The 12,383-nt window shown below is 52.7% G+C and carries 11 protein-coding genes and 2 other annotated features; of the genes, 2 read left to right on the top strand and 9 right to left on the bottom strand.

The window, feature by feature from the left end; translation table 11 throughout:
* Nucleotides 1-237 precede the first annotated feature (237 nt).
* From rplT to ACFWUL_RS04140, 7 genes are all read right to left on the bottom strand, one after another.
* Nucleotides 238-588 (bottom strand): 50S ribosomal protein L20, encoded by a 351-nt coding sequence (gene rplT, locus ACFWUL_RS04170; RefSeq protein ID WP_297021573.1) that lies wholly within the window; start codon nucleotides 586-588, stop codon nucleotides 238-240.
* 18 nt (nucleotides 589-606) lie between these two features.
* Entirely contained in the window at nucleotides 607-804 is a 198-nt protein-coding gene (gene rpmI, locus ACFWUL_RS04165) for a 50S ribosomal protein L35 (RefSeq protein ID WP_296098006.1), read from the bottom strand.
* 16 nt (nucleotides 805-820) lie between these two features.
* Nucleotides 821-1,357 carry a translation initiation factor IF-3 gene (infC, locus tag ACFWUL_RS04160; RefSeq protein ID WP_297021567.1) on the bottom strand — a complete coding sequence of 179 codons (537 nt, stop codon included), beginning with the start codon at nucleotides 1,355-1,357 and terminating at the stop codon, nucleotides 821-823.
* Nucleotides 1,356-1,466: a sequence feature (ribosomal protein L20 leader region), on the bottom strand. It overlaps the preceding gene by 2 nt.
* Before the next feature lie 30 nt (nucleotides 1,467-1,496).
* Nucleotides 1,497-1,931: a HutP family protein gene (locus ACFWUL_RS04155; RefSeq protein ID WP_297021565.1), complete on the bottom strand. Its 435-nt coding sequence runs from the start codon at nucleotides 1,929-1,931 to the stop codon at nucleotides 1,497-1,499.
* Between the two features lies 1 nt (nucleotide 1,932).
* Nucleotides 1,933-3,840 carry a threonine--tRNA ligase gene (gene thrS / locus ACFWUL_RS04150; RefSeq protein WP_297021560.1) on the bottom strand — a complete coding sequence of 636 codons (1,908 nt, stop codon included), beginning with the start codon at nucleotides 3,838-3,840 and terminating at the stop codon, nucleotides 1,933-1,935.
* A 95-nt stretch (nucleotides 3,841-3,935) separates the two neighbouring features.
* Nucleotides 3,936-4,138 (bottom strand) — a binding site (T-box leader).
* 299 nt (nucleotides 4,139-4,437) lie between these two features.
* Complete coding sequence (locus ACFWUL_RS04145) at nucleotides 4,438-5,130, bottom strand: MgtC/SapB family protein (protein ID WP_297021558.1); 693 nt, start codon at nucleotides 5,128-5,130, stop codon at nucleotides 4,438-4,440.
* 335 nt (nucleotides 5,131-5,465) lie between these two features.
* Nucleotides 5,466-5,990: a hypothetical protein gene (locus ACFWUL_RS04140; RefSeq protein ID WP_297021557.1), complete on the bottom strand. Its 525-nt coding sequence runs from the start codon at nucleotides 5,988-5,990 to the stop codon at nucleotides 5,466-5,468.
* Between the two features lie 161 nt (nucleotides 5,991-6,151).
* Here ACFWUL_RS04140 and galE point away from each other — a divergent pair, with 161 nt between their 5' ends.
* Nucleotides 6,152-7,144, top strand: coding sequence for a UDP-glucose 4-epimerase GalE (gene galE / locus ACFWUL_RS04135; RefSeq protein ID WP_416177897.1), 993 nt, complete (start codon nucleotides 6,152-6,154; stop codon nucleotides 7,142-7,144).
* A gap of 418 nt (nucleotides 7,145-7,562) precedes the next feature.
* A complete protein-coding gene (gene galU / locus ACFWUL_RS04130; protein WP_297021553.1) occupies nucleotides 7,563-8,444 on the top strand; it encodes a UTP--glucose-1-phosphate uridylyltransferase GalU in 882 nt (293 codons plus the stop codon).
* 78 nt (nucleotides 8,445-8,522) lie between these two features.
* Here galU and ACFWUL_RS04125 read toward each other — a convergent pair whose 3' ends face one another.
* Both ACFWUL_RS04125 and ACFWUL_RS04120 read right to left on the bottom strand, forming a co-directional pair.
* Nucleotides 8,523-8,690 carry a hypothetical protein gene (locus tag ACFWUL_RS04125; protein ID WP_297041640.1) on the bottom strand — a complete coding sequence of 56 codons (168 nt, stop codon included), beginning with the start codon at nucleotides 8,688-8,690 and terminating at the stop codon, nucleotides 8,523-8,525.
* Nucleotides 8,691-10,527: 1,837 nt separating this feature from the next.
* Nucleotides 10,528-12,261, bottom strand: a complete 1,734-nt coding sequence (locus tag ACFWUL_RS04120) for an ABC transporter ATP-binding protein (RefSeq protein WP_416177896.1) — start codon at nucleotides 12,259-12,261, stop codon at nucleotides 10,528-10,530.
* Nucleotides 12,262-12,383 lie beyond the last annotated feature (122 nt).

Raw genomic sequence — 12,383 nt, 5'->3', positions numbered from 1 at the left:
AGTTTGTCATGCAACCTTATCCATCCTGCCGTAGCCTTATGTGGTTCTTGTACATCGGACCGGAGATTTGCCTGCACCTTCCTTCAGATTCCACCTCACGATGGACACCCTTGGTGTTCGGCTATGACCTTCCCGCTGTCGGGCGGTCTAGGGACTTTCACCCTTAAGAGTGCGCCCATGCTGGGCGCACATGCAATAAAAAAACGTCCCAACGGGACGTTTTTTTATTGCATGTCATTAAGCGTTCTTTGCTGCTTCGCAGATCTTGGTGAAGCCTGCAGGATCGCTGATAGCCAGTTCGGAGAGCATCTTGCGGTTGACTTCGATGCCTGCCTTGGTGAGGCCAGCGATGAGTCTGCTGTAGCTCAGGCCGTTCTGGCGAGCTGCTGCGTTGATGCGGACGATCCAGAGTTTACGGAATTCTCTCTTCTTGGAGCGGCGGTCTCTTCTTGCATAGTAGAGAGCCTTCATGACCAGTTCATTTGCTTTTCTGTACTGGGTATGGCGGGCACCTCTGTAGCCTTTAGCCAGTTTCAGAATTTTCTTATGTCTTGCATGGGCGGTTACGCCTGTTTTAATTCTTGCCATTCTATGTAATCCTCCTTATCAGCCGTTTGGAAGCAGTCTTGCTACGCGTTTGTAATCAGATTTGGAAACCAGTGCTGCTTTTCTGAAGTTTCTCTTTCTCTTCTGGGTCTTCTTTTCAAGGATGTGGCTCTTGAAAGCCTTGTTTCTCTTGAATTCTCCGGTTCCTGTTTTGGTAAAACGTTTTGCCGCAGCACGGCGGGTTTTCATTTTCGGCATAATCATATCTCCTTTTTCATGCTTTTGGGCCAATGACCATGGTCATATTGCGGCCTTCTAATTTCGGTGGCTTTTCGCGAACAATGGAGTCACCGAGCTCTTTTGCAAAGCGGTCGAGTACTTCCTGTCCCAGTTCGGGATGGGTCATTTCCCGTCCACGGAACATGATGGTCACCTTGACCTTGTTTCCGTCTCCCAGGAAGCGCTGGGCATTTTTCAGTTTCACAAAGAAGTCGTGGTCTTCGATATTCGGACGGAGTTTGACTTCCTTGATCTGGAATACCTTCTGTTTCTTCTTTGCTTCCTTATCACGTTTCTGCTGTTCATAACGGTACTTGCCGTAATTCATAATGCGGCATACCGGCGGGCGGCCATTCGGAGCCACTTCCACGAGATCAAGTCCCTTATCTTCCGCAATGCGGATGGCTTCATGAAGAGTCATGATCCCCAACTGTTCGTTTGTATCGCTGACGACGCGGACTTCACGAGCCCGGATCTGTTCGTTGATACTAAGTTCTTTACTTATTCTTTTCACCTCCGAAAAAGAAATCATTGCAAGTAAAAAGCGGACGGCATACACCGTCCGCTCCGAGTTCATACGTATGAAACCTTAGTAGCCTGCGCCTTGTAAGGTGAGAAGCGGATGACTTCTGCTTGCAATCAATTACGCTAGATATAATACACTATGGGCATTAATCTGTCAAGTCATTTCTTAAAACCCTGTGGGCCATACCGATGGTGACTTCGTTGAAGTGGAGAACCCCCACTCCCACGAAAATAGCCACGCAGAGGTGTTCTTTCCACCGGGCAATACCTATCTTGCCACCGACGTTCATGCCGATGGCCATGAGCTTTACCTGTTCCACAGCGGATTCCATAGCGCCCAGCACGGATCCGTCCCCTACATGGGTGTCGGAAATCACATGCTGCCGCTGGGCTGCCACGATGGCAGATTCAAAAATCTTCGGTAAAATATCGGTGAATTTGCCGCCGAAGTTAACGGCTACGGACCGGATTCCCTGGGCCATGAGCTGTTCCCGGAGAGCATTCTCATCGGCCCTGGTTTCTGACAGTGCCATCCGTACGGCAGCTCTTGCCACGTCGGCGCTCTGAAATTCTCTTGCCATATCAGTATTCTCTGCTCTTGATTTCACGAATCAGGTTTGCTACGAACATGGCCAGCGGGCTGGAACCTTCGTCCCCATTCTTGCGGCTTCTGATAGCCACGGTGTGGGTCTTCATTTCCTTGTCCCCTACGATGAGCATGTACGGAACCTTTTCCATCTGTGCCTTGCGGATCTTGTATCCCAGGGTTTCATTGGCTTCTTCCACTTCCACCCGGATATCGGAATCGGAGAGGGCAGCAGCTACGGTCTTTGCGTAGTCCATGTTCTTTTCGGTAACCGGAATGACCTTGACCTGTACCGGGGCAATCCATGTGGGGAATGCGCCGGCGAAGTGTTCGATGAGGATGCCGATGAAACGTTCCAGGGAGCCGTAGCCAGCTCTGTGGAGCATGACGGCTCTGTGTTTTTCACCATCTTCACCGATGTAGTTTACATCAAACCGTTCCGGCAGCTGCATATCCATCTGGATGGTGCCGCACTGCCAGGTACGGCCCAGGGAGTCCTGTACGTGGAAGTCCAGTTTCGGCCCATAGAAGGCGCCGTCCCCTTCGTTGATCTGGTAAGGAACGCCGGTCTTTTCGATGGCATCCCGGAGAGCGTTGGTGGAAATTTCCCACAGTTCATCACTGCCCATGGAGTTTTCCGGACGGGTAGACAGTTCTACATGGTATTCCAGACCGAATACGCCGTACATCTTCTTGTACATGGCCATGCACTTGATGACTTCGTCCTTCATCTGGTCCTGGGTCATGAAAATGTGAGCATCATCCTGGGTGAAGCAGCGTACACGGAACAGTCCGTGGAGAGCGCCCTTCAGTTCGTGGCGGTGAACGATACCGAATTCACCGACACGCATGGGCAGGTCTCTGTAGGAACGCTGCTGGGTCTTGAAATAAAGGATTCCGCCGGGGCAGTTCATCGGTTTAATAGCATAGTCTTCATCGTCGATCTTGGTGAAGTACATGTTTTCTTTGTAATGATCCCAATGGCCGGACTGGATCCAGAGTTTCTTGGACAGGATAATCGGGGTCATGATTTCTACATAGCCGAATTCCTTGAACAGTTCCCGTTCATAGTCCATGAGCTTGTTCCGGAGAACCATGCCCTTCGGATGGAAGAAGGGGAATCCCGGTCCTTCTTCATGGAAGGAGAAGAGATCCAGCTGTTTGCCCAGTTTTCTGTGATCCCGCTTTTCTGCTTCTGCACGGACATAGAGGAAATGGTCCAGGTCTTCCTTCTTGAAGAAGGCGGTAGCATAGATACGCTGGAGCATCTTATTCTTGGAATCACCGCGCCAGTAAGCGCCGGCAACAGTCATGATCTTGAATACCTTTACCTTGCCGGTGGAGCGGAGATGGGGACCGGCGCAGAGATCTGTGAAATCGCCCTGTTCGTAGAGGGAAATCTGTGCGTCTTCCGGAAGGTCATTGATGAGCATGACTTTGTAGTCCTGGCCCTTGTCCTGGAAGAACTTCAGCGCTTCTGCGCGGCTGACCACTTTCTTCACGAGAGGAATATTTTCCTTGGCAATCTTTGCCATTTCCTTTTCAATGGCCGGGAAATCTTCCTGGCTGAATACATGGTCAGAATCCAGGTCATAGTAGAAGCCGTCATCAATAGCGGGGCCAATGGCGAACTTGGTGCCCGGGAACAGGTGCTGGATGGCCTGTGCCATGACATGGGAAGCGGTGTGGCGCAGTGTGAAGAGGCCTTCCTTATCTTCCTTTGTGAAAAATTCGACTTCGCTGCCGTCTACGATGGGGTCACGAAGGTCGGTGAGCTCGCCGTTCACCTTTGCCACCAGGGCATCCCTGCCGAGGCTGTTGGAAATAGCCTTGGCTGCATCAGCCAGAGATACAGCGCTTTCGAACTGTTTTTCCTTGCCGTCTTTCAGCTTGATTGTAATCATGAAACTCTTCCTTTCTGTATTCTCCCCTTAGCCGCTGGGAACAGCCCTCCATGATGGAGTACAGGTTTCGGAGAAATAAAAAAACTTCCATCCCGCTAAGGGACGAAAGTTCATTTCCGTGGTTCCACCCAAATTGAAGCATTGCTTCACTCATAGGCCTCTAACGGGAGCGGTCCGGGAGAATTTCAATTCCCCTGCTCGGAAGCGGTAACCTGCCCACCATCGTATCTGCTCACACCGACCGCAGACTCTCTGAAACAATGGACCGGACACATCATGTCTCCGTCATCGCATTTATGTGTTTACTATAGTCCCGGATGAGCCGTTTGTCAAGGATTTTTTTGCATACAGTCCCATACGTATGTATGGGGCTAAAGGTGGCAGGTGAACTGCGCTTCGCTCATTCACCAGGTGGTAGGCGCTTCGCGCCGGGGGCATAAGGTGAATCAGCGGCAAAGCCGTGTTATATAAGGTCTCGTTTCCTTTTAAGCGCAGCGCTCCAACCCGCTTCAACACGCGAAGCGGTGTTGAAGCCACAACCCACCACCTTTATGCCCCATCCATCCGTTTGATATATACCCAGCCATCCCACAGGATCTATATTTCTTCCACGTACAGCACTCCGGGTATCTCACTGAACTCGTGGAGCCATATTTCATGATCCCCGTGATGCTCCATTTTTACGGTCATTGTGGCGGTGGTCGAGAAAAGAGCCCGGCGCTGGTGATAAATGCTGAAATTGGTAACTTTGATTCCCTTTGCCCTAAGGCCGGTCAGGAAGGAACGGATGGCCTCCATATTTTCAAATTCCACGTAGAGATCCATATCCCTGGCCCTTGCACGGAGCCGTTTATCTACGGGCTCCAGGATTCGAAGGATGAATATGACGAACAGCAGGGCCAGAATGGTTCCTTTGATAAATCCGATCCCCGCCGCCAGTCCGATACCAGCACACACCCAGAGCCCTGCTGCCGTAGTGAGTCCCTTCACTTCATTCCGGCCGGTGACAATAATGGTGCCCACACCAAGGAAACCGATGCCGCTCACCACCTGGGCCCCGATGCGGGCCAGGTCCGTATTGGATGTGGGAAAGGAGCGGAGTATAAATTCATTCACAATCATGGCCATAGCCGCACCGATGCAGACCAGGGCATGAGTCTTGATGCCGGCGCCTTTGTTCTTGTATTCCCTGTCCATACCGATTATGACCCCTGCCAGGGTAGCCAGAAAGAGCCGGGCAGCAATACCCGCCATGGTCCAGGATTGGAAAAAGTCGATAATATCGTCCATGATGACTCCTTTGGGATGAAATGTATGTAATCCATATGCATGTGTATGTGGGGCTAAAGGTGGTGGGTGAACATGATTTGAAGGAGCGTCAGCGACGCGCAAATCATCGTGAGTCGCTTTTCCCGTGGAGTGGTAGGTGCTTCGCACCGGGGGCATGAGGTGGATTAGCGGCTTCGCAGCCACTGGCAGCGTTATATAAGGTTTCCCTTCCTTTTAAGTGCAGCGCCCTACCCGGTTGGCAAGCGCAGCGATGCCAACCCACAACCCGCTTTCACAAGCGAAGCGATGTGAAAGCCACAACCCTTACGAACCTCTCAAAGACCGAGGACTTCCACTCATCCACGGTCAACAGACTCCCGCAGCCGCTTGAAAGCCTCGTAGAGCTCCGGAAATGGCGTATCTTTATCCTTCTCCGCCACCCAGCGGAAGAAGCGGTCCCCTGCCCGGAGTTCACAGCGGGTGAGCCGCTTGATGGGACCGTACTTTTCCTTTTCATAGGCGTCCGTATTGACTTCCAGGGACTTCGTATTCGTGACAGACTGCTTCTGGGGCAGGGTAAAGAGGAAGCCCATAGATTCAGCAAAGGCCGTCATGGCTCCCTTGGGAATATCTCCTTCCCTGACCTCCGGGATTCCGTTCTTCCACTCCGTTCTCTCGAAGTGACCATGGGGAAAATCAAACACATAATCATAGGGGCCCCCGTTCCCGGAAAGGTAATTATCGGTAATGGAAAAGCGGAAGGTCATGGTAAGCCACCGTTTCTTTCCCTCTTCCTCCGTGAGGATATCGTCGTTTCTGGCATGGAAACTTCCTTCCACGCCCGCCTTTTTCGCCATCCGGTCAAAATCATAGGATGCCATGAGGTATCACTCCTTGTATTAGAACTTTATGATTATTATACACTAAATGGTAAAAAAAGGGCTGCGGCCTGACGAAGTCACAGCCTTGCCCAAAGGCCGCTGACCTTCTTTTTATGCTATACTATAACCATATGTATTAAACGCTCAGAGGAGGGCATACTATGAACATTCTTGTTACCGGCGGTGCCGGATATATCGGCTCCCATACAGTGAGAGCCCTGGCAGCGGCCGGAGATTTTACTCCCGTTGTATTTGATAACCTGGCTACAGGTCACGCAGAGTCCGTACCGGAAGGGGTCACCCTGGTGAAGGGGGATATCCACGATGTGGATTTCGTGGCACAGACACTGAAAAAATATGATATTTCCGGTGTCATCCATTTTGCCGCTTTTTCTCTTGTGGGAGAATCCATGGTGGATCCTGCCAAGTATTACACGAACAATGTGGAAGGGACGCTGCACCTGCTTCTGGGCATGAAGAAGGCGGGTGTCAATAAAATCGTCTTTTCTTCCACCGCCGCTGTGTACGGGGAACCGGAAAAGACGCCGATTGAAGAGGATTTCCCCCATAACCCCACCAACGTTTATGGACGGACAAAACTGGTCATCGAAAATATGATGCGGGACTTTACCAATGCCTACGGACTCCGGTATGTGGCTCTCCGGTACTTCAACGCCGCCGGCGCTGCTCTTGACGGCTCCATCGGCGAGGACCACAATCCGGAATCCCACCTGATTCCGCTCATCCTGAAAACCGCCCAGGGCGTCCGGGACCACATTGCCATTTACGGTACCGATTACCCCACCCCCGACGGCACCTGTATCCGGGACTACATCCACGTACTGGACCTGGCCGATGCCCATGTGCTGGCCATGAAATACCTCCTCCAGGGTGGTGAAAGCAATTACTTCAACCTGGGCAGTGAAAAGGGATTCAGCGTCCGGGAAATCATCGAAACGGCAAAGAAGGTGACGGGCATCGATTTCAAAGTCACCGAAGAGGCAAGGCGCCCCGGGGACCCGGCCATCCTCATCGCATCGTCTAAAAAGTGCAGGGATGTGCTGGGCTGGCACCCCACCCATTCCAATACGGAAGAAATCATCGCCTCTGCTTGGAAGTGGCATAAGAGTCATCCCTATGGATATAAGAAATAAGTTGCTGAGTAAGTAAATACCTGATGCTGGGTGGAAAGTGACTGAAGGGGAACGCCTGCCGGCGAGGCGGAGTGTCCTGTATAGGACCTCCGAGTCCGAATAAGTTGGCGCCTATACTGCACACTAAGGCGCCTTCCTTTTGGTATTCGGACGGCTCAGGGGTAACGGGCTGCGCCCGAGGGGAAGGTGCGGCGCACAAATCATTTAGCGCCGCGAAATTTTTATACCTGGCAGCGACGCGGCTAATATAAAATTCGTGCCGCTTGATAATTTGATGCGGCACACCACCCCCTTGGCCGAAGGCCATTCCCCTTGAGCCACTTTGCCCGCAGGGCATTCCCCCTCAGCCACTATGCACTTAACCAATATTATCTCAATTGCAATCAATCCATTCACACATATTCTCAAGGAGTCTAACATGAAACGTATCAGAAAAGCAGTCATTCCGGCTGCGGGCTTTGGCACCCGTTTCCTTCCGGAAACAAAGGCCATGCCGAAGGAAATGCTTCCTATCGTCGACAAGCCTACCATCCAGTACATTGTAGAGGAAATCAAAGCCAGCGGCATTGAACAGATTCTCATCATTTCCGGCCATGCGAAGCGGGCCATCGAGGACCACTTCGATTCTTCCCCGGAACTGGAGCAGCATCTCTATGAATCGGGCAAGATGGACCTTCTCCGGGAAGTGCGGCAGGTGGCTTCCGTAAAAATTCACTACACCCGGCAGCAGTACATGCGGGGCCTGGGAGATGCGATCCTCTGTGCCAAAGATTTCATCGACGGCGAACCTTTCGGCGTCATCCTGGGGGATGACGTAGTATACAACGCCAACGGGGAACCGGCGCTCCGGCAGCTTATGGACCAGTATGAAAAGACCGGCAGCACCGTCATCGGCTGCCAGATTGTGCGAAAGGACCAGGTCTCTTCCTATGGCATCGTAGACGGTATCAAGACCGATGACCCGAACCTGCTCAAGGTAAAGGACATGATTGAAAAGCCATCCATCGAAGAGGCTCCCAGCCGGTTTGCCGCCCTGGGCCGCTACGTCATTACTCCTGACGTCTTCGAGGTGCTGGAACAGACAAAGCCCGGCAAAGGCGGAGAAATCCAGCTCACCGATGCCCTCCGGGTCATGGCGCACAACGGAAACGTATATGCCTATAACTTCACCGGAAAACGGTACGACACCGGCAACAAGCTGGGCTACCTGAAGGCCACCGTGGAATTCGCCCTCCGCCGTCCGGATCTGGGTCCCCAGTTCCGGGCATACCTGGAAGACCTGCTGGCAAAGGATAAGTGATGGAATCGAGTAGGAGGCGGGCTTCGGCCCGCCGACCTCTCACACCACCGTACGTACCGTTCGGTATACGGCGGTTCTTTAGTTTTCGCATTCCTGCTTATGCAAGTCTGCGATGATGTTGTTGTTTTCAGCAATCCTCACATGGATGGGCACTCCGGCATATCCTTGCTGTTCTGCAGCTGCTTTCTGCCAGTAGTCTTCTTTCTGAAGTTGTCTGCCTTTAAGCCCATGGTTGGTTACTTTCATTGACTAACATCTCCTAAAGTTCGGCCCTTCCCAGATGCCTATGAGCCATCTGGTACTATGGCCTCTGCTGACTTCTCACGGCAAATCTTATTTCAACCACAGCACAGCCCAGTAAATACAGCCTTATTCTGCTGTGTCCGTGAGACCTCCCCAGGTAAGAACGCACTCTTTCTCTCCATATATCCGCCACATGTACTCTGCAGGATTCCGTACAGCTATGGGACTTCAGTTTGTCATGCAACCTTATCCATCCTGCCGTAGCCTTATGTGGTTCTTGTACATCGGACCGGAGATTTGCCTGCACCTTCCTTCAGATTCCACCTCACGATGGACACCCTTGGTGTTCGGCTATGACCTTCCCGCTGTCGGGCGGTCTAGGGACTTTCACCCTTAAGAGTGCGCCCATGCTGGGCGCACATGAAAAAAAGACTCATGAGAGTGAATCTCATGGGTCTTTTTTTATGTATACCTATATCGGTGAATGGGGCTAAGGGTGGTAGGTTGGCATCGCTGCGCTCGCCAACCGGTGCGCAGCGAACTGCATTCATAAGGAGCCGCAGGCGACTGAGAATACAGTGAGTCGCTTTCCCCGTGGGGTTGTAGCTTCAACATCGCTTCGCTCGTTGAAGCGGGGGCATAAGGTGGGTTGGGCTGCACCCCATGTACGACTGAGCGGCGTACGAAGGTGCAGGGGCTTCCAGCTGCTAACGGCCAGCTTCCAGGAAAACAGGCCAGACTGCAGCGCCCAACAGCTGACTTCAGCCTGCTTCACTGATTCCGCCTCTGCAAGGCGGATCCATCCCCCGCCCTTCGGGCTGCCGCCGTTTGGCCTATAAGGAAGCCGCTTTTATGGGCAGGCTAAGCGCTTTTTGTATTCAGGCCAAACTTGGAAGTCCTCTGTGGGCATCCTGCAGAGGATGCCCAAGCCGGGCTCATCAGCGAGCATAGCTTGCACATTAAGCGAGCACCTTAGAGCCCGGCCGAAGCACTTCCATCTCTAAGGGGGCACTTGCTTACCGGAAACCTCATAAAAGAGGTAACGTTCTTTGTAAAATATCCAATAAGCATGCAGGCCCTGGGAGAAGGGCCGCGGCAAAGCCGCAGGATGGATTGACGGAAACGTTAAAGGCTCAATGTGAGAAATCCAGCGCTCAGGCATTATCTGCTTTGCAGATCCCGCCTCTTTGAGGCGGATCCATCCCCCGCCCTTTGGGCTGCCCCCTTCTCTAAGGGGGCACTTGCTTACCGGAAACCTCATAAAAGGGGTAACGTTCTTTGTGAGATATCCCATAAGCATGCAGGCCCTGGGAGAAGGGCCGCGGCAAAGCCGCAGGATGGATTGATGGGAATGGAAAGGTGGCTGAAGTGACTCAGGTGACTGAAGTGGCTGAGGAAAAATGCCGGGGAGCCGTCGAGCCCAAAGGAGCGGAGGGTTCTTAAGGGTTGTGGGTCGGGCTGCGCCCGACCAGGTGGTGGGTTGGCGGCGCTGCGCTGGCCAACCGGGTGGGGCGCTGCGCTTAAAAGGAAGGGGAGACCGTATATAACGCCGCCTTCAGCGGCTGATTCTTCCAATGGCGGCAAAGCCGCTGGGACTCAAATCTCAACTCTATCCCCAATCATGCAGCCCCTTAGAGAAGGGACGCACCAAAGGTGCAGGATGGATGCGGCGGAGCCGCTGGACCTCAATTCTCTTCACTCAATTCTCAATTCTTTCCCAATCATGCAGGCCCTTGGAGAAGGGCCGCGGCAAAGCCGCAGGATGGATTGATGGAAACGCCGCAGGCAAACCATCTTTCCCTGGAAGCCCCCACACATTCGCACGGTTCTCAGCCACCTTTCACTCAGCCACAGCCACGGGCTTTTTCTTCTGGGCTTCGTAGAGTTCGTAGTACTTGCCCTTCTTAGCCATGAGGGCATCGTGATTGCCGGACTCTATGAGACGGCCATGGTCCAGGACGTAGATGCAGTCCGCATTCCGTACGGTGGAGAGACGGTGGGCGATGATGATGGTGGTCCTGTCCTTTGCCAGGTCATCCAGGGTGGACTGCACCATTTTTTCGGTCTGTGTATCCAGGGCAGAAGTGGCTTCATCAAAGATAACCACCGGCGGGTTCTTCAGGAAGACCCGGGCAATGGCGATTCTCTGCTTCTGGCCGCCGGAGAGTTTGACACCCCTCTCCCCTACCTTCGTTTCATAGCCATTGGGGAGGGAGTTGATAAAATCATCGGCAGCAGCCAGTTTCGCTGCCCGCCGGATTTCATCCATAGTGGCGCCCTCTTTGCCGTAGGCGATATTTTCGGCAATGCTGTCACCGAAGAGGAATACGTCCTGCTGGACGATGCCGATTTTGCGGCGCAGGTCCTGCTGGGCAAATTCATTGAGGTTATGGCCATCCAGGGTAATAGAACCTTCTGTGGGTTCATAGAACCGGAGAAGCAGGCTGACCAGGGTACTCTTGCCGGCCCCCGTTTCTCCGACGAAAGCCACAGTCTTACCGGCAGGAATATCGAAATTCAGGTGATGGAGGATGAGCCTGTCCGGATCATAGCCGAAGGAAAGGTCATGGAAATCGATATCTCCCCTCACATGAGCCAGGGTAATGGGATGGGGCGGGTCCTTGATAGAGGGTTCGGTATGCATGATTTCTTCGAACCGATGGAAGCCTGCCATGCCCCGCTGGTACACTTCCGCCAGAATCGTGAGCCGGAAAACAGGACGCATGAAGATATTCACATAGAGGAGGAAAGCTACGAAATCGGACAGCATCAGTTCGCCCCGGGTAATCATCCAGCCACCGGCCAGAATAACCACCACGTTAATGAAGTTGGTGAAGAAATTGATACTGCCGGAAAAATAGCCCACCAGCCGATAGGAATCAAATTTCGTATTCCGAAGATCTACGCTCTTTTCTTCAAACCGTTTCAGTTCGAAGGCTTCCTGGGCGAAGGCTTTCACGAGGCGGATACCGGAAAGGCTTTCTTCCGCCCGGGCTGCCACTTCCCCCGCCACCCGGCGGTTCTTCCGGAAAGCCCCCTTCATTTTCCGGTTGATCTTCACCGTGTGAATGGCTTTCGCTACGAGCAGGGCGCCGATGAGAAGAGCCAGTTTCCAGTTCATGAAGAGCATGACCACCAGGGTGCCCGCCATAATCACGCCGCAGAGGAGTACATCGTTTGGTCCCCGGAAAGAGAGTTCACTGATTTCTGTGATATCGCTGGTAATGCGGGAAAGGAGCTGCCCCGTTTTTTCATTATCGAAATAGTGGAAAGAGAGCTTTTCGATATGGGAAAACAGGTCCCGCCGCATGTCGTGCTCTATGGAAGCGCTCATGACATGGCCGTAGTACTGCACCAGGAACTGGATAATAAAGTTGATGATGTAGAGCACCAGAAGAACGGCGGACCCGATGAAGAGCCGCTGCATGTCCTTCGCCGGCAGTACCTGGTTGATCAGGTTCCGGACAACGATAGGAAAGATCAGGTCCAGTCCCGCCATGGCAAAGGTGCCGATAATGACCCATACAAGGATTTTCATATAGGGCCGGTAGTATCGCATAAATCGTGTAATCATAGTGTAATGGTTCCTTCCTCTGTTGGTGGCTTTATAATTTTATCCCATGCATATGAATGGGGCTAAGGGTGGTAGGTGAACTGCGCTGCGCTCGTTCACCGGTGCGCAGCGAACATGATTTG

Origin of the sequence: Dialister sp., assembly GCF_047832375.1 — a bacterium.
Taxonomy (GTDB): Bacteria; Bacillota; Negativicutes; order Veillonellales; family Dialisteraceae; genus Dialister.
The sequence above is the reverse complement of the archived record's forward strand: the minus strand, read 5'-3'. Positions and strand labels throughout refer to the sequence as shown.

Coding starts and splice junctions, on each gene's coding strand:
- rplT (WP_297021573.1), bottom strand. CDS start 588: ATGGCAAGAATTAAAACAGGCGTAACCGCCCATGCAAGACATAAGAAA.
- rpmI (WP_296098006.1), bottom strand. CDS start 804: ATGCCGAAAATGAAAACCCGCCGTGCTGCGGCAAAACGTTTTACCAAA.
- infC (WP_297021567.1), bottom strand. CDS start 1,357: ATGATTTCTTTTTCGGAGGTGAAAAGAATAAGTAAAGAACTTAGTATC.
- ACFWUL_RS04155 (WP_297021565.1), bottom strand. CDS start 1,931: ATGGCAAGAGAATTTCAGAGCGCCGACGTGGCAAGAGCTGCCGTACGG.
- thrS (WP_297021560.1), bottom strand. CDS start 3,840: ATGATTACAATCAAGCTGAAAGACGGCAAGGAAAAACAGTTCGAAAGC.
- ACFWUL_RS04145 (WP_297021558.1), bottom strand. CDS start 5,130: ATGGACGATATTATCGACTTTTTCCAATCCTGGACCATGGCGGGTATT.
- ACFWUL_RS04140 (WP_297021557.1), bottom strand. CDS start 5,990: ATGGCATCCTATGATTTTGACCGGATGGCGAAAAAGGCGGGCGTGGAA.
- galE (WP_416177897.1), top strand. CDS start 6,152: ATGAACATTCTTGTTACCGGCGGTGCCGGATATATCGGCTCCCATACA.
- galU (WP_297021553.1), top strand. CDS start 7,563: ATGAAACGTATCAGAAAAGCAGTCATTCCGGCTGCGGGCTTTGGCACC.
- ACFWUL_RS04125 (WP_297041640.1), bottom strand. CDS start 8,690: ATGAAAGTAACCAACCATGGGCTTAAAGGCAGACAACTTCAGAAAGAA.
- ACFWUL_RS04120 (WP_416177896.1), bottom strand. CDS start 12,261: ATGATTACACGATTTATGCGATACTACCGGCCCTATATGAAAATCCTT.